The organism is Bacteroides oleiciplenus YIT 12058 (assembly GCF_000315485.1).
Lineage (GTDB): Bacteria > Bacteroidota > Bacteroidia > Bacteroidales > Bacteroidaceae > Bacteroides > Bacteroides oleiciplenus.
Window position 1 is genome coordinate 1,369,900 of the sequence record NZ_JH992940.1, and the last position, 16,686, is coordinate 1,386,585.

Annotated in this window: 17 protein-coding genes and 3 pseudogenes; 13 read left to right on the plus strand and 7 right to left on the minus strand. The window is 43.8% G+C overall.

Annotation, left to right across the window (positions count from 1 at the left end; genetic code table 11):
* Positions 1-49 precede the first annotated feature (49 nt).
* The 4 genes from HMPREF9447_RS05965 (at position 50) to HMPREF9447_RS05980 (ending at position 5,072) form a co-directional block, all read left to right on the plus strand.
* Positions 50-1,459 (plus strand): sensor histidine kinase, encoded by a 1,410-nt coding sequence (locus tag HMPREF9447_RS05965; protein ID WP_009128800.1) that lies wholly within the window; start codon positions 50-52, stop codon positions 1,457-1,459.
* Between the two features lie 29 nt (positions 1,460-1,488).
* The gene (locus HMPREF9447_RS05970) at positions 1,489-1,905 is read left to right on the plus strand and encodes a DUF3788 family protein (RefSeq protein WP_009128801.1); all 417 of its coding nucleotides are present in this window, start codon (positions 1,489-1,491) and stop codon (positions 1,903-1,905) included.
* A 62-nt stretch (positions 1,906-1,967) separates the two neighbouring features.
* Complete coding sequence (locus HMPREF9447_RS05975) at positions 1,968-3,593, plus strand: RluA family pseudouridine synthase (protein ID WP_081589752.1); 1,626 nt, start codon at positions 1,968-1,970, stop codon at positions 3,591-3,593.
* Between the two features lie 180 nt (positions 3,594-3,773).
* Positions 3,774-5,072, plus strand: coding sequence for a rhamnogalacturonidase (locus HMPREF9447_RS05980; RefSeq protein ID WP_009128803.1), 1,299 nt, complete (start codon positions 3,774-3,776; stop codon positions 5,070-5,072).
* 93 nt (positions 5,073-5,165) lie between these two features.
* Here the strand turns inward: HMPREF9447_RS05980 and nfo are convergent, their stop codons facing one another.
* The gene (gene nfo / locus HMPREF9447_RS05985) at positions 5,166-6,002 is read right to left on the minus strand and encodes a deoxyribonuclease IV (RefSeq protein ID WP_009128804.1); all 837 of its coding nucleotides are present in this window, start codon (positions 6,000-6,002) and stop codon (positions 5,166-5,168) included.
* 69 nt (positions 6,003-6,071) lie between these two features.
* On the minus strand, positions 6,072-6,374 hold the full coding sequence (locus HMPREF9447_RS05990) for a GNAT family N-acetyltransferase (RefSeq protein ID WP_009128805.1): 303 nt from the start codon (positions 6,372-6,374) through the stop codon (positions 6,072-6,074).
* A 100-nt stretch (positions 6,375-6,474) separates the two neighbouring features.
* Here HMPREF9447_RS05990 and HMPREF9447_RS05995 point away from each other — a divergent pair, with 100 nt between their 5' ends.
* Together HMPREF9447_RS05995 and HMPREF9447_RS06000 are read left to right on the plus strand one after the other, a co-directional pair.
* Positions 6,475-6,918, plus strand: a complete 444-nt coding sequence (locus HMPREF9447_RS05995) for an HD domain-containing protein (protein WP_009128806.1) — start codon at positions 6,475-6,477, stop codon at positions 6,916-6,918.
* Between the two features lie 43 nt (positions 6,919-6,961).
* Positions 6,962-8,137: an MFS transporter gene (locus tag HMPREF9447_RS06000; RefSeq protein ID WP_009128807.1), complete on the plus strand. Its 1,176-nt coding sequence runs from the start codon at positions 6,962-6,964 to the stop codon at positions 8,135-8,137.
* Here HMPREF9447_RS06000 and HMPREF9447_RS06005 read toward each other — a convergent pair.
* Positions 8,127-8,444 (minus strand): MGMT family protein, encoded by a 318-nt coding sequence (locus HMPREF9447_RS06005; protein WP_009128808.1) that lies wholly within the window; start codon positions 8,442-8,444, stop codon positions 8,127-8,129. The genes HMPREF9447_RS06000 and HMPREF9447_RS06005 overlap by 11 nt on opposite strands.
* Before the next feature lie 9 nt (positions 8,445-8,453).
* On the minus strand, positions 8,454-10,214 hold the full coding sequence (locus tag HMPREF9447_RS06010) for an AAA family ATPase (RefSeq protein WP_044137477.1): 1,761 nt from the start codon (positions 10,212-10,214) through the stop codon (positions 8,454-8,456).
* A gap of 203 nt (positions 10,215-10,417) precedes the next feature.
* Here HMPREF9447_RS06010 and HMPREF9447_RS06015 point away from each other — a divergent pair, with 203 nt between their 5' ends.
* Positions 10,418-11,110, plus strand: coding sequence for a hypothetical protein (locus HMPREF9447_RS06015; protein WP_244267579.1), 693 nt, complete (start codon positions 10,418-10,420; stop codon positions 11,108-11,110).
* A 48-nt stretch (positions 11,111-11,158) separates the two neighbouring features.
* Here the strand turns inward: HMPREF9447_RS06015 and HMPREF9447_RS28760 are convergent.
* Positions 11,159-11,278 (minus strand): annotated as a pseudogene (locus HMPREF9447_RS28760) (HU family DNA-binding protein); the annotation flags it as partial.
* A gap of 468 nt (positions 11,279-11,746) precedes the next feature.
* Positions 11,747-11,998, minus strand: a pseudogene (locus HMPREF9447_RS06020) (DUF3874 domain-containing protein); the annotation flags it as partial.
* Positions 11,999-12,664: 666 nt separating this feature from the next.
* Between HMPREF9447_RS06020 and HMPREF9447_RS06025 the strand changes: the two are divergent.
* The 6 genes and pseudogenes from HMPREF9447_RS06025 (at position 12,665) to HMPREF9447_RS28765 (ending at position 16,097) form a co-directional block, all read left to right on the plus strand.
* Positions 12,665-13,117, plus strand: coding sequence for a GNAT family N-acetyltransferase (locus HMPREF9447_RS06025; RefSeq protein WP_044137479.1), 453 nt, complete (start codon positions 12,665-12,667; stop codon positions 13,115-13,117).
* Positions 13,118-13,163: 46 nt separating this feature from the next.
* Positions 13,164-14,015 carry an AraC family transcriptional regulator gene (locus tag HMPREF9447_RS06030; RefSeq protein WP_009128814.1) on the plus strand — a complete coding sequence of 284 codons (852 nt, stop codon included), beginning with the start codon at positions 13,164-13,166 and terminating at the stop codon, positions 14,013-14,015.
* A gap of 1 nt (position 14,016) precedes the next feature.
* Positions 14,017-14,763, plus strand: coding sequence for a GNAT family N-acetyltransferase (locus HMPREF9447_RS06035; protein WP_009128815.1), 747 nt, complete (start codon positions 14,017-14,019; stop codon positions 14,761-14,763).
* 36 nt (positions 14,764-14,799) lie between these two features.
* Positions 14,800-15,072 (plus strand): zinc ribbon domain-containing protein, encoded by a 273-nt coding sequence (locus HMPREF9447_RS06040; RefSeq protein ID WP_009128816.1) that lies wholly within the window; start codon positions 14,800-14,802, stop codon positions 15,070-15,072.
* Positions 15,073-15,245: 173 nt separating this feature from the next.
* Positions 15,246-15,749: pseudogene (locus tag HMPREF9447_RS28175) on the plus strand (GrpB family protein); the annotation flags it as partial.
* 24 nt (positions 15,750-15,773) lie between these two features.
* A complete protein-coding gene (locus tag HMPREF9447_RS28765; RefSeq protein WP_044137786.1) occupies positions 15,774-16,097 on the plus strand; it encodes a nitrous oxide-stimulated promoter family protein in 324 nt (107 codons plus the stop codon).
* 109 nt (positions 16,098-16,206) lie between these two features.
* Here the strand turns inward: HMPREF9447_RS28765 and HMPREF9447_RS06055 are convergent, their stop codons facing one another.
* Entirely contained in the window at positions 16,207-16,671 is a 465-nt protein-coding gene (locus tag HMPREF9447_RS06055; RefSeq protein WP_009128818.1) for a MaoC family dehydratase, read from the minus strand.
* Between the last annotated feature and the right edge of the window lie 15 nt (positions 16,672-16,686).

A 16,686-nucleotide genomic window follows, 5' to 3' on the forward strand; every position in this document is an offset into this window, starting at 1 on the left:
ATAGGTGCGTGCTTTTATGACAAATAATATAGCTCAAAAAAATGACTCTATGAAAAAACGATATCGGATACTCAAAAGGGTATCCGTCATTTTAATTCTCTTTGCTCTATTCACAAAGATTCATCCGCAAAAAGTGCCGACGAACAATATCCCGAAAGTGGAAATCAATGTGGAAAAGGCTTCGCAAGAGGACTATACCATCATCAAGATACCTTTCCGCATCGAGCACAAAACCCTGTTTATCGGTATTTTTATCCTGATCGCTTCCGCCATTTGTTTTTTCATCCTATATCCGTTGTTCCTTTATTTCAGGGAGTCAAAACGGAAACGTGCCACCCAGAGGGAATTAATCAGGGAAAAGGAATTGCTATCATTATCACTTGAAAAGAGCGATATCTATGCCTGGAAATATGTGGAATCCACCAACACCTTCTCATGCGATAAAGAATTCTTTGAGCATCTGGACATACCTTTCCGTACGTTCACCCTACAAGAGATGGCCGAGGCCATACACCCGGAAGACCGAACGGATGTGCTGACCACCTTCTACCGGGTAAAAACCCAAACGGATTCAAAAGCACACACCCAATGCCGGTGCAATTTCAATGGCAAAGGGTACATCTGGTACGAACTTCGCTATGTCAACCCCACGAAAGCCATGGCGGAAACCGCCTCCATCATAGGATTGGTGACCAATGTGCAACACTTCAAAGATAAAGAAGAAGAGTTGATGAAGGCCAAAGACCTGGCGATAGAAGCAGAACTTAAACAATCATTCCTCGCCAATATGAGCCATGAAATACGCACGCCGCTCAATGCAATCGTAGGCTTCTCCAACCTGCTGGTTAGTGAAGATGACTTGTCCGATGACGAGAAGGCGGACTTTATAAATACCATCAATAGCAATTGCGAACTTCTTCTAAAACTCATAAACGACATATTGGAATTATCCCGTATCGAATCCGGCAAAATGGCTTTCTCTTTTTCAACTTGCAACCTGAATAGCTGGATTGACAATATGTACATGACTCACTCCTTATTGATACCCAAGGAGATTGAGTTCATAAAGGAAATGCCCGATGCCACATTCTTCATCCATACGGACGTGAACCGGCTTAGTCAGATCATTACCAATTTTCTGAACAATGCTGCCAAATTCACCAAGTCGGGATTCATAAAACTGGGGTATGAGATAGACTTCTCGAACTATGAAGTCTCCATCTATGTGGAAGATACCGGAAAAGGTATTCCGAAAGAAGAACAACGGATGATATTCGAACGTTTCTACAAGCAGGACGAATTTGTTCAGGGTACCGGTCTGGGGCTTTCCATAAGCATGGTCATAGCAGAAAAGCTGGGCGGAAAAATCTCCGTTAACTCCGAGGCCGGAAAGGGAAGCCGGTTCACCTTCACCCTACCCTATCATAATGAGAGTGAAGAACTTTTCTCCGTCGGATAATAAATATACCAAACTATAATCATAAAGCTATGAACGCATTAATCTTAAAAGACAAAGAAGTGTTTCCCACCGATGAAGTACTTGAAAACGCATTAAAGAGCAGCTACCCGGCATTTAACAAATTGCGCGATGAATTGACCGCCACCGATGTCCGCATCGAATGGAATTACTACAATGACGGGAAAGCCTGGATGGGCAAGATGTTATTCAAAAAGAAGAACCTGGGATGGCTACAAATATACGACGGTTATTGCACCACTTCCTGCTTCTTCATGGAAAGGCATCTCGAAGCGATAGGTGGATTGGATATTACCGAAAGTATCAAAACAAACTTTTATCAGCAAAAGCCCAGTGGCAAGTTGACGCCAATGACGGTAAATATCCATACGGCGGAAGACATTGACGACACATTGAAGATGCTGGATTTCAAGAAGAAGCTGAAATAGGTGGCCAAAACGAACGGCGCCATGATACGCTTATTATAAGAAATGAGTATCTTTGCGCCATCATGTTGCACCGTTTCAAGACTTCCATAGCAAATATTCCACTTCCGGAAAGGTTTACTTATCCTTTCTGCTACACCCCCCATCCATTATGCGTAATGGCGGCGGAAGAGGTGCAACACTATCTCAACCGGCAACATGAATGGAAAGAAGAACTAAGTCGGGGGAAGATGTTCGGAGTGCTGGTGGTGCAGACCGAAAATGGGGAAATTGGTTACCTGGCCGCTTTTTCGGGTATATTGGCGGGAAAGAACCAACACTCCTACTTCGTTCCGCCCGTATATGACTTGTTGCAACCGCAAGGTTTCTTCAAAGTCGAAGAGGAAAATATATCCGCCATCAACCGGCGCATCAAGCAATTGGAAGAGGACAAGGAATACACTTCTTTGTTGTCCGAACTCACCCGGACCCACCAACAGGCCCGGGAAGCACTGGACATAGCCAAACAACAACTAAAAGAAGCGAAAGAGAAAAGAGAATTGCGTAGAAAGGAAACCGGACTCACTACCAAAGAAGAAGCTGGCCTGATACGCGAAAGCCAATTTCAAAAAGCGGAATACAAACGGCTGGAACGTTCCTGGAAAGAAAAGATGGCCGCTTTGCAAGTGGAAATCAATAATCGGGAAGAACTAATTCAAGAGTTGAAGGTGGAACGCAAAAGCCGTTCCGCCGCCCTGCAACAACAATTATTCGAGCAATTCAGAATGTTGAACTACCGGAAGGAGGTGAAAACCTTGTGTGATATATTTAGCCAAACCGTACACAAAACTCCTCCCGCCGGTGCCGGAGAATGTGCCGCCCCTAAATTGTTGCAACAAGCCTATCTGCACGGTTGGAAACCCATTGCTATGGCAGAGTTCTGGTGGGGTAACTCTCCCAAAAACGAAATCCGCCATCATGGTTACTATTATCCTGCTTGTAAAGGTAAGTGCGAGCCTATCTTGCAACATATGCTTCAAGGGCTGGAAGTAGAAGAAAATCCCATGCAACAACTTCCGGAACAGGGCTACGGGAAATTTAAAATAGTCTATGAGGACGAATGGCTATTGGTTATCAACAAGCCTTCCGGAATGCTCTCCGTGCCCGGTAAAGGGGAAAAGGAGTCCGTATATAGTCTGGCAAGGCAACTCTATCCGGAAGCTGACGGGCCGATGATTGTGCATCGGCTGGACATGGCAACATCGGGACTTTTAATCGTTGCCAAGAATAAAAAGGTGCATCAACATCTGCAAGCCCAGTTCAAGAATCATAGCATCCGAAAGAAATATATAGCCCTGCTCGACGGCATCATTCCCCAAGACGAAGGAACCATCGAGCTTCCCATTTGCCCGGATCCGCTGGACCGCCCCCGGCAGGTGGTGGACATGGAGTACGGCAAACCCGCCATCACTCATTATCAGGTTCTTGAGCAGAGGGACAAATGCACACGCATAGCTTTCTACCCGCATACAGGGCGCACCCATCAGCTCCGTGTGCATGCCGCACATCCGTCAGGTCTGCATTGTCCCATCATAGGCGACGAGCTTTACGGGAGAAAGGATAAACGCCTCTACCTGCATGCCGAGTCCATCGAATTTACCCATCCCGCCGACGGACGGATCATCCGTATCACGGAAAAGGCTGACTTCTGATTATTGCTTCTTCTCTTTTTCTTCCTTCTATAAGAAAGGGTCAAAAAGCCTACATAAACTGACAAATAGCTTAGGAAATGGACTTATCACCATAAACCACATGTAGATTTTATTCCCTATTTTTGCAAACGGATAATTCTATCCGGTCAAAGCACTATTAACCAACTAATGATTAAAACCATGAAATTCGTAACTTTAGCATGTAGTTTACTTTTTTGTCTGTCCTCTTTCGCACAAGAGAATTTTCCTGACGGAACTCCCATTCCCGACTGGTTCAGACAAAACGAAATCGTAAACATTGAAACACTGGGTGATAAATACAAGATTACAGATTATAGCGTTGTGAATGATAGTACCCTGCTCCAAACAGAAAAGATTCAGGCCGTCATCGACCAAGCTTCATCCAAAGGCGGTGGCGTAGTCATCATTCCGAAAGGTACTTACCTGAGCGGTGCGCTTTTCTTCAAACCGAAAACTCATCTTTATCTGGAAGAAGGAGCCGTACTGAAAGGTAGCGATGATATCAGCAATTTCCCCATCATCAACACCCGCATAGAGGGACAATCACTGAAGTATTTCGCCGCACTGGTAAATGCTGATGGAGTCAATGGTTTCACCATCTCCGGCAAAGGCACAATCAACGGTAACGGTCTGCGCTACTGGAAATCTTTCTGGTTGCGCCGTTCCGTCATTCCTAAATGTACCAATATGGATGAGTTGCGTCCACGACTGGTGCACGTTTCCAATAGTAATGATGTACAGATTTCAGGAGTACGTCTCATCAATTCTCCGTTCTGGACAACACATATCTATAAATGTAATAATGTGAAGTTGCTGAATTTATATATTTTCTCTCCGGCAGCTCCGGTCAAGGCTCCCAGCACGGACGCTATTGATATTGATGTATGTAGCAATGTATTGGTTAAGAACTGCTATCTCTCGGTTAACGATGATGCCATTGCTCTGAAAGGTGGAAAAGGCCCGTGGGCTGACAAAGACTCCAACAACGGAAGCAACACCAACCTTATCATTGAAGATTGCACATTTGGTTTCTGTCATAGTGCATTGACTTGTGGTAGCGAATCTATTCATAACCGTAATATCATCCTCCGCCGTTGCACAATCAATCAGGCAAGCCGCTTGCTATGGTTGAAAATGCGTGCCGACACCCCTCAGAATTACGAATACATCCTTGTTGAAGACATCAAAGGAAATGCCAAGAGCTTCCTCTACATCAAGCCGTGGACACAATTCTTTGACCTTAAAGACCGGAAGGACACACCGATGTCCTACTCAGACCACGTGACGATGCGTAATATTGACTTCGATTGTGATGTATTCTTCAACGTAAGTGCATCCGAACAATACAAATTGTCGAATTTCAAGTTCGAGAATCTGAATATCAAGGCTAAAAATGGAGATTGCGATAAGTCGGTTATCTCATCGTTTGAATGGGATAATGTGAAGGTGAATCAATAAAATTAAGAAATAGCTATAAACAATAATTCCTGCAAAATCCGATTATCCCGGAAACATTGCAGGAATTATTGTTTTCATATAGCACGCAAATAACTATTCAAAGCTACGCAACAACTTTATTTCTTCCGCCCAGAGCGTTTCATCCGGTGTTTCCAGAATGATAGGTATATTATCGAAACGTTCGTCTTTCATAAAACGCTTGAAGAAATCAATCCCTAACAAGCCTTTCCCGATGCTATCATGGCGGTCTACATGGCTACCCAACGCTTTCTTTGTGTCATTCAGATGAATGCCCCGCAAATAATTGAAACCGACCACCTCGTCGAACTCACGGAATACTTTATCATATTCCCCTACTATATCATAACCTGCCGAGTAGGTGTGGCAAGTATCCAGGCACACCCCTACACGTGACTTATCTTCTACCCGATCAATGATATGCTTCAATTGCCAAAACTCATTACCTACATTGCTGCCCTGTCCGGCCGTATTTTCAATAACGGCCGTTACTCCTTTCGTTTTGTCCAATGTAATGTTGATGGACTCGGCAACCTTATCCAGACATTCCTCTACCGAAATCTTATTGAGATGGCTTCCCGGATGGAAGTTCAGGAGTTGCAAACCTAATTGCTCACAACGTTGCATCTCATCCAGAAATGCGGCACGGCTTTTCTCCAATCCTTCCTCTTCCGGATGTCCCAGATTAATCAGATAGCTATCATGAGGCAGGATATAGCGGGCATCAAAAGAGAATTTCTCACAATTACCCTTGAACTCGCGGATGCTTTCCTCCGTCAACGGTTTGGCTACCCATTGCCGTTGATTCTTTGTGAACAAGGCGAATGCATTCGCACCTATCTCATGGGCATTAACAGGAGCTATTTCCACTCCACCACTTGCACTCACATGCGCTCCAATATATTTTTTCATATCTGTTCTTTATATTATGATTAAAAACGGAAGCAAGATAGAGAAAAATCCGAAGATGGCAAAATCAATTTAAAGTGCACACGTCCCTTCTCCGGCATAATCCTTTCCTGTTTTTCCATTATATTCAGGATGTCTTTCCAGCCAAACCACGGCATAAGAGCATGTTGCCACCGGCACTAATCCATTAACCAAAGCATAATCATAGGCCGCCTTTACCAAAGCAGAAGCAATGCCCCTTCCGCTGATTTCATCGGGAACAATCGTATGGCGCACATCCAGCGCACCATCAGTGACATGATACATCAGACGGGCAGTTTCCCCATCCACCGTTGTCTGAAAAACTTTTTTCTCGGGATAATGTTCTATATTCATAATCTGTTTCCTTTATTGGGTGAATAAATAAATAACAAGACTCTCTTATTAAATAACAGATTTCAGTAACTTTGTATCGAACACTTCTAAAAAAAATCTTATGGACAATCATCTTCTCTCTCACGCCATCGCCCTCGCTACCGAGGCTCATAAAGGACAAAAAGATAAATACGGACAGGAGTACCTGCACCACCCCATCCGCGTCATGAATATGGGACGTGACCTGAAAGAAAAGATTGTCGGCATCCTCCACGATGTGGTGGAAGACACGGAATGGACGTGCGAAGACCTGAAGAAAGAAGGTTTCCCGGATGAAATCATCGAAGCCGTGCGGTGCGTCACGAAGCTATCCGATGAAGAAGACTACGAGGAATACATAGGAAGATGCGCTACCAATCCCCTCGCAATTGCCGTTAAGATTCACGACCTGACGGATAATATGGACGTCCGCCGTATGCCCTGCATAGGGGAAAAAGAAATCAGCAGATTAAAAAAATATCTGAAAGCCTATCACCGCTTGATGCCTTTCTATATGAATCATTGATAATATATGCGTTCGTTTTTCATGAAATAGTTACCTTTGCGGCATGAAACAGGAACTAAAGGAAAATCAAGGAATACCGTCGTCCTTACTTTGGACACTCGCCATCATATCAGGAATAACGGTGGCCAACATATATTATAATCAACCCTTACTGAACCGTATCAGCCGCGATCTGAACATCAGCGAATTCACCGCCAATCTGATAGCCATGTTCTCGCAGATAGGCTATGCGCTCGGATTGCTTTTCATCATTCCATTGGGCGACTTATACCGCCGAAGGAACATCATCCTTGTGAATATCTCCGTGCTGGTGGTCTCCCTGCTCACCATTGCCCTGGCTCCCAACATCCACCTGATACTTTTTGCCTCCCTGCTGACAGGTGCCTGTTCCGTCATTCCGCAAGTATTCATGCCTCTTGCGGCGCAATACTCCACCCCCGAAACCAAAGGAAAGAATGTAGGCATTATCCTTTCGGGATTGTTGACCGGTATTCTGGCTTCGCGCGTAGTGAGCGGCATCGTAGGCGAATACATGGGCTGGCGTTTCATCTACTTCATTGCCGCCGGACTGATGATTATTTGCCTCATCGTCATCATCAGGATACTTCCGGATCTCCCTTCCAACTTCCAGGGGACATACTTCGGCTTAATGAAGTCTCTGTTCTCCTTAGTTAAAAAGTATCCCCAGTTACGCATTGTTTCGCTACGTGCAGGTTTTTCATTCGGTTCCTTCCTCGCCATGTGGAGTTGCCTGGCCTTCAAAATGGAGCAGGCACCTTTTTTTGCGGGAAACAATATCATAGGTATGTTAGGCCTTTGCGGCATAGCCGGAGCACTGACGGCATCGTCCATCGGCAAATATATACATATTCTCGGAGTGAAACGACTTACTTACATAGGTTGTACGCTGATTATCAGTGCATGGATCACCCTGTATGTGGGGCAATACAGCTATGTAGGCATCATAGCCGGTATATTATTGATAGATATAGGAATGCAATGTATCCAGCTTAGCAATCAGACAAGTGCATTTGCCCTTTGTCCACAAGCTTCCAATCGCATCAATACGATTTTTATGACTACTTACTTCATCGGAGGGTCCACGGGGACTTTCCTTGCCGGAACTTCGTGGCAATATTTCGGCTGGACGGGAGTGATAGGGACAGGTATTTTGCTGACGAGTTGCTCGTTGATTATCAATATATTTGCTAAGAAATAGATTCTTTCAATATTTCCCAGCCACATGCTTTGAGGTCGACACAACCGTTCTTCCTGAAAGCGACACCTTCCTTTTCCAATAGTTCGCGCTGTTCCGGCCAGAAAGGTGCCAGTCGTCCCTGACTATTTACCACCCGGTGGCAAGGGAGATTCCGCTCTTCGGAAGCGTTGTGCATAGCCTGTCCCACCATGCGGGAACACTGGGGCCTGCCCACAAGGTAAGCGATTTGCCCGTATGTCAGTACGCGCCCCGAAGGGATGGAGGCAACTACGCTATATACTTCATTTCGGAATGATACCTGATCCATAACGGCTGATTAAATAACTTCTTCGCACACCCGCATTTCCATACCTTTATATACAACCACAATCTTGTGCAACCGAGTGTTACCGATGGCACGCTTCACCGTATCCGTATCGGCGTATCGGTTGGCTTGAGCGATGGCTTCCTGGCGGAGTTTTTCCACAAAGGTTTCGGGGTCTTTGTACTTGGCATATTTCAGTTCCACGATGTAGCTGTGCGTCATGTCGGAGTAGATGTCCAGCATCGGGCAGAGGAAGATGTCTACATAGCCCGCTTGTGTGTCCTGCTCGGAGACAGGGCGGTAGAAGCGGTTCTGCGCGGTCATGGCAAGGGTGAAGCCGTGAACAAAGAACTCGCCCTTCTGCTTGTCACGTTGCGAGGCATACGTCTTCAGGCAGTCGGCAATGTAGCCAAAGTAGGCTTGCCAATCACCATCATAAGCGAGTTGGCTTGCCAATTCACTCTTTTCGTAGCTGCTGAAACTCAGGTCTGCATCGTTGTAAGTGTTCAACAGATAGGTATAGAGTTGTTCCTGAACCACCAGGTTGGGGATGGTCAGTTTGGTTTTTCCTCTATGCATTCCGCTGATGGTGAGCATGCCGAAATAATAGAGCAGGCTCACGAAGTTGTCGGGATTGGTGATGCTGGCGGCAGGAAATCCTTTCTTCAGTTCGCCGGTGATGAAGCCCTGGCTCACCAGCGTCTGGATGACGGAAGCATCGTGGGCAAACTCTTTGTCCTTGCGGATAAGCATACGCAACTTCTGATAGTCGATGCGGATGTTGTCTTCTATCATATCTTCCGGGACATAACCGCCCATGATGTAGTTCTTTACGAAATAAAGCACCATGTTAGAGTTGTACATCGTGGTTTCACCATAGCTTTTCTGTGCGAAGCAATAGTTGTCATACCACGGCTTCATTATTTCTATCAACTCGTCAATGGTGTGATTGAAGGGGCTGGTGGTAGAATAGTAAGTCAACATCTCCCGCACTTCCTCTTCCGTGAATCCCATCATCTGGTTGAACTCCGGCGTGAGGGAATAGTTGGTTCCGATGTTGAATCCACTGGTGAGGTCATCCATCGTCACGGGGCTTACGCCGGTGATGAAGCAACGCTTGATGCTGGAGTAAGTTCCCGCTTTCACTTTGTTGAAGAAAGCACGCAGGTAACCTTCGCCATGCGTTTCGTTGGTATAGCGATGCAGGCTTTCGGGGTCGGCGAGGATGGCGTTGGTGAAGTGGTCGTACTCGTCGATGAAGAGATACATTTTCTGTCCGGCACGTTCGCAGGCCTGGTAAAGGTAATCCAACTGTTCCACGGCTCCGCTCATGGCACACAGGCCTTCCAGAGTGCCTTGCGGCAGAAGGTCGGCATATATTTTACAGAAGTTCTCGAAAGTAATTCCGCAATGCGCATCCAGTCCTTTGCGGTAATTGTTCAGCTCGCCGGTGATGCCGGAGAAGTTGAGGTAGAGCACCAGATAGCTGTTGCGGTCCGGTGTGGGATGCTGCCCGATGTAGAGGTCACCAAAGAGTGCCTCAAACTGGTCGCGGGTGCGCACGTCGTAGTAGTGTTGCAGTAGGTTCAGCGTCAAGCTCTTGCCGAAGCGGCGGGGGCGGATGAAGAAGAAGAAGCGGTCCGCCTCCTCTATCATGGGGATGAAGCGGGTTTTATCCACATAATAATAATTGTCGAGGCGAATATCTGCGAAGTTCATCATGCCGTAAGGGAGACGTTTCCTGCCGGGTACTATGTATTTCATTGGGTCCATTTTCTATCCTCCTGCTATTTTTTATTTAATCTGTTGCTTTATGATACTTAATGTAACAAAGATACAGGTTTATCCCCAATATACAACAAACTCAATCTAAAATAGTTATTCATGCCAATCAGGAGTTGAAATTCACATTAAACTACCAAGTTACAGTATGTTTTGCTTACCTTTGCGACCGCAATATCAATCACTAAGAGAAAATGATAACAAGAACAATGAACCCCTTCACACTTAGAAGGGAGATGCAAAACGATATATTTGAAAATATAGTTCCCTATCTCAAAAGAAATCATGATTCTAAAATACGCAGGGCGATTATTAAAAGCCTTCACCTGCCGATGATATTTAATCCGATTCACTATTTCAGTAAGACAACAAATAATGATTGGTTTATATTTTATTATGCAATAACCAAAAAGTTGGCCGAGGATGCCGCGTGTATTGCTATATCCCAGGTGCAAACTGAAGAAGGAACTTACGTTTACGAATATATTGTTGCACGCGAGCATAACATTTATATTTTTCCTCCTCATTTTTTCTCCCGCTATCATTCAAGGTTTTTAAAGAGTGCCGCGATTGGCAAACAAGAGCTTATTAATCAATATATAAAAAATAGTTATATAGGCATTATTTTTATCTCAGAAACAGGGCAGGAAAAATGTGCATTAAGTTTTCAAGACGGATATGCAATCGGAGACATTATTAGTCGGAAAGAACGTATTTTTATGTTCAAGACGTTTATCTCTAAAGATTTACTGAGAAAAGATCAAGAGTTTGCGAAGGCATACGATCAACTTCAGGAGCAAAATCTAATGAATTACATTATGAACTTAGAGAACCCCAATGAATTTTTGCTTAACAAATACAGTTCTTATCTGAACTCAAAGTTATAAATGCAACATGAAGAAGAGTCCGGTGACCGCTCCCGGACTTATTCAGTTTCATCCCAGCGGATCTTCTCCCAGCCCGCCCTCTCCGCCTTGCGACGGGTCCTGGTCTTCGGTATCGGCTGAAAGTTCAATCCACTCCAACTGTTCGCTGTCCACCAGGGCGCGGGTGTAGTAAACCGCTTGTTTCTGATTAAGCATCTTTTTCCAAAATGGCATAATTCTGATTGTTTTAAGTATGATTATTATTAATTGAAGTTTCGCAAGTTAATTTTAAAAGTTCGTAGGAGTGCCTAAAAAAGGCATAGTGATTTCTGTATATCTCGAGGCTGTAATCTGAACTCTGTCCTGAAAACAATTAACTTTATATTATGGATAGAAATAGTGAACCAATAATTTATTACTTCTTGACTACAGACTATCAGTCAGATAGTTACAAGAATCTTTTTTATCCGAGGCAAAGATAATGCAAACCGAAAGCAATACAAAATAAGCTTGCTTATTTTTTTAGTACCAATAACGCTATATATCTCGTACTTAATGAAAGCTATAATAACATTTATGCTTTTTAATAGACATCATGCATAAATACTTTACCCATACATTCTCTTCCCATAACCAACTTTCCTCCTTGCAGTTCTTTCAGTCTTCCCAGATCTCCCTGTTCATCGGCTTTCCGGCTGAAGCCTCCTGCCTTCTCACCACTTCATACACATTGCCGTATTCCGTATGTCTTCTTTTCAGCCCTGCCCGAAGCAGTACTTGACCAAAACGCATGGGATTGCTGCCACACATAGCAGCAGGGTTACTCGTTTGTAGTTCACTGAAAATGTCGGCGGCGGTCAGGTCGAGGCTCTTTTCATGGGGAAGCGGGGTACGAAATCGGGCGGGCAGCTCTTCCATGTAGAGGTGAAAAGGATGCTAAGAGGGAATGTAGGAGGAAAAGACGTAGCGGCTCAGGTCTTTGTCCCAGCAAGGGATGCCTTCGTCATGTGCTTCGAGGTATAAGGCATTCTTTCTAAAAGGCGCTTGCAGAAAAAGACAGGACTTTTAGGTACATAATCCCCTATTTTATGTACCTTTGTATGCTGTTTTACAAATGACCGACTTTAGTTGTTCGCTCTTCCGAACGGAGTTATTTGATTAAATGACTCCAGTCATTTGTTCGACCGACCAGAGTGGTTCATTTATCAACCAGCATCTTTAGCACAATAAAGCAAGGCAAAACTAATGAAATTTATCGGTCGACAGCTAATTTCCATAAAAAATGACGGTTGACAGGAAAAAAAACGTTAGTTATGTGAATCGGTGGTTGACTATATTTTATACTGTTATCTCATTTTTCTTTAAAGGTGGGTCTGAACATCTTATGAAAGGGGGGATAATCAGTATACGACTGAATAGGGTTCAGCATACGACTGAATCAGGTTCACTATAGGACACAGTCCGCAACAGCCGGTTCGCATCATTTATTTGACAAGAAAAGAGAGGAGGTATTTGCCTGTCCCGTTTCAATTACCTATCTTTGGAGAATTCGAAAACAATTCAGTCAATACTATTATGATTAATATCGTACCTATCTTAAAGAACAAGAAAGAATTCCTCGAACTCCTGCTTCTCGCAGACGAGCAGGAATCTATGATTGACCTTTATCTGGAACGCGGAGAAATGTTTGCCCTCTACGACGGAGACTTAAAAGCCGCCTGCGTAATCACCGATGAAGGAAACGGAACCTATGAAATAAAGAACATTGCAACCTATCCGCACTATCAGCGCAAAGGATATGGAACGTACTTGATAAAATTTCTGCTGGAACACTACAAAGACCGCTATCAGACGATGCTAGTAGGCACGGGAGACAGCACCTATACCATACCGTTTTATGAACAGTGCGGCTTCACCTACTCCCACCGGATACCCGATTTTTTCATCAAGAACTACGACCATCCCATGTATGAGGACGGCAAACAATTGCGAGACATGGTTTATTTAAAAATTAGCAAGAATGGATAATTCTTCTTCCAAAGGTTTCCCCTACCTTTGCATCAAAACATAGCAAATGAAGGAAGAAACCACATACGGACATCAGGAATTAATAAATCAAGTCATTGATTATATTCATACCCATCTGCACAAAGCATTGACTTTAGAAATGCTGGCGGCGGAAATGCACATGTCTGTATATCACTTCCATCGGCTTTTCAAATCCCATCTGCAAGAAACACTTTCGGCATACATCACCCGCCAAAGAATGGAAAGGGCTGTGATGTATCTGCAAACGCGAGATTTATCCTTGCAGGAACTCTCCGAAAAGATGGGATATGACACGGCACAATCTTTCTCAAAAGCATTCAAACGATATTTTGGCGTTTCTCCGGTGGCTTTCGGCAATACATTGACCTTTAACACTCCTGAAACAACTCCGATAGAGGATATTGCTTTTATCGGATTGGGCGAACCGGAAGTCCTACTCATTTCCCCAATGTACATAGCCTATATCCGTATTATCGGTCCGTATGGAGAAAAAGAGAGTTACGAGCTCGGTTGGGGAAAACTTTGCGGATTTCTGAAGGAAAACAAGCTACAATCCAAAGCCACCCGCTGGTTTGGCATCAGCTTCGATAATCCGACTATTACAAAGAAAAAGCAATGCCGTTTCTATGCCTGCGCCTCCGTTGCGCAAAGAATAAAACCATCGGGTGCCATCGGAGCATTGACGATAGAGAGTGGAAAATATGCAGTCTATACTTACAAGGGAAGCTATTCAGGTTTGCTTCGTGCCTATACTTATATTTATTCCAGAGAAAAAGGAAGATTGCGCAATGCACTCTCTTTTGAAGAATATGTAACGTGGTCGGACAATCCGGCAAAACAGATAACAAAAATCTATATACCAATACAAAAGAAATAATATGGAATTTATCACATTGAACCCGGATAATGTCATGAGCGAACATTTATGTTGCGCCATTTCTGATAAAAAGCATCAAACAGGTGTAAATGATAAGCGCAACTGGTTGTCCGAACGTGTAAAAGAAGGGCACATCTTCCGCAAACTGGATGCACAAGGCAAGGTATTTATCGAGTATGCCCCGCTGGAAAAGGCGTGGGTACCCGTAACGGGAAACAACTATCTGTATATCTACTGCCTGTGGATAGCAGGTAGCTACAAGGGAAAAGGATATGGAGAAGCCTTGTTGCAATCGTGCATTGACGATGCTAAGGCACAAGGAAAATCGGGTATCTGTGTGCTCTCTTCCAAGAAGAAGAAACCCTTCTTGTCCGACAAGAAATTCATGATGAAATACGGCTTCAAAGTAGTAGATACCATTAATGATGAATATGAATTATTAGCTCTTTCCCTTGACGGCACCCAACCGCAATTCACGGCGGACGCACGGAAACAGACTATTGAGAATAAAGAGCTGACCATATATTACGGCATGCAATGTCCTTACATCCCCAACTGCATCGAGCAAATCTATAATTATTGTGAAAACAATCAGGTGCCTTTGAGGTTGATAGAAGTCAACACGCTGGAGAAAGCCAAGCAACTGCCTTGTATCTTCAATAATTGGGCGGTATTCTATAACGGGAAGTTCGAGACTGTACATCTGCTGAATGAAGGATTGCTAAAGAAATTGTTACAATCAAAATAAAAATCATATTTATAGAACTCTAATTCAAGAACAATTATGGAAATGAAATTTTGCCAGAGTTGCGGAATGCCGCTGACATCCAATGAAGTTTGCGGAACAAATGCTGACGGTAGTCTCAGCGCAGACTACTGTACTTACTGTTATCAGAATGGAAAGTTCACTCAAGACTACACCATGGACGAGATGATAGAACATTGCGCTCAGTTTGTTGAGGAATTCAACAAAGACTCGGAACAGAAAGTGACTAAAGAAGAGGCTATTGCTATGATGAAGCAAGAGTTTCCGAAGTTGAAACGCTGGCAGAATTAATTGCCAACATCTTGCCACCGCATTGGCAAAAGTTTGCCAATGCGATGGCAAGAAAAGAATAGAATAGTCTGCTTGAAGTTGAAAAAGCCTTTAATAATCTGCTCTATTTACTAGAAAAAGCGTACTTTTACAACACAAATAAAAACTATCCTATTATGAAACAATTGACAGAAATGTCCAATGAAGAATTAGGAATATTGTTTCCCATCATCTTGACTGAACATAAAGAAGACTGGGCCAAATCATACGATCAGGAGGAAAAAATACTTTACGATACTATTGGCAAAAACATCTACCGCATTGACCATATAGGAAGTACCGCCGTTGAACAATTAATCGCAAAGCCAACCATAGATATATTATTAGAAATCAATGGTGAAACCAATATCAAGGAATTAATCAAAAGGCTGGAAAGCATAGGATATATTTATTCTCCACAGCCTCAAAAACCTGCCCCGCACATGATGTTCATGAAAGGATATACCCTACAGGGGTTTCAGGGACAGACTTACCATATTCACGTAAGATATGTCGGGCATTGGGATGAGCCTGTTTTCTGCCACTACCTCCAAACTCACCCGGATGTGGCTCATGATTACGGAGAACTCAAGAAGAAATTAAAAGAGAAGTACGAGCATGACAGAGAGGCATATACGGAAGGGAAAACGGAATTCATCAAATACATTGTTCAATTGGCAAAGATGCTGCCCAAAGAACACTCCCGCATCGAAAAGGAAAAGCAAACCGTAGAGCAGATGATTCGCCTCTACTGCCGGAAGAAAGAGGGAAACGAGACCTTATGTCCGCAATGCAGGAAACTATTGGAGTATGCACAGACGCGGCTTTCCCGTTGTCCGTTTGGAGAAAGGAAATCAACTTGCCGGATTTGTACCGTGCATTGTTATAAACCGGAAATGAGGGAACGAATGAGGATAGTGATGAGATGGGCAGGACCGAGAATGCTGTTCTATCATCCGGCGGCTGCTATCCGACATTTGTGGCAGGAATATATCAGGAAGAAATAGGAGGTATTTAAGAGTGAGCACAGATGAAATATTTTTCGCCCCTACAAAGTCGCCACAAAGCATGTAGGGGCGAAAACATATTCAGCCGAAATGAGAAATTCAGCTATTCTCAATTAAAATAATACAAGAACACCGCAATCCCTTCAAGTGCCTTCTTAGGCTGATCCTTTATTTCAATTGCAAACTTAATCTCCGCTTTTGCCACACCACGCAAATTTGCCAACGAATGTAATTTCGCCACCAAACGTACACTTTGTCCTGACAATACTGCCTGACCGAATTTCATCTGTTCCATACCGTAATTAACCATCATTTTCAGGTTGTTCACCTCAATAATCTGGTTCCACAAATGCGGAAGCATAGATAAAGTGAGATAACCATGCGCAATGGTCGTCTTGAAATGACTTTCTGTTTTTGCACGTTCCGTGTCTACATGTATCCATTGATGGTCCAGTGTAGCATCCGCAAACATATTGATGCGCTCTTGCGAAAGTTCTACATAATCAGAAACACCAATTTGCTGGCCTACCAGTTTTTCAAACTCCTCGTACGAGTTAATAATTACTTTTTCCATTATTCGTTTATTTAG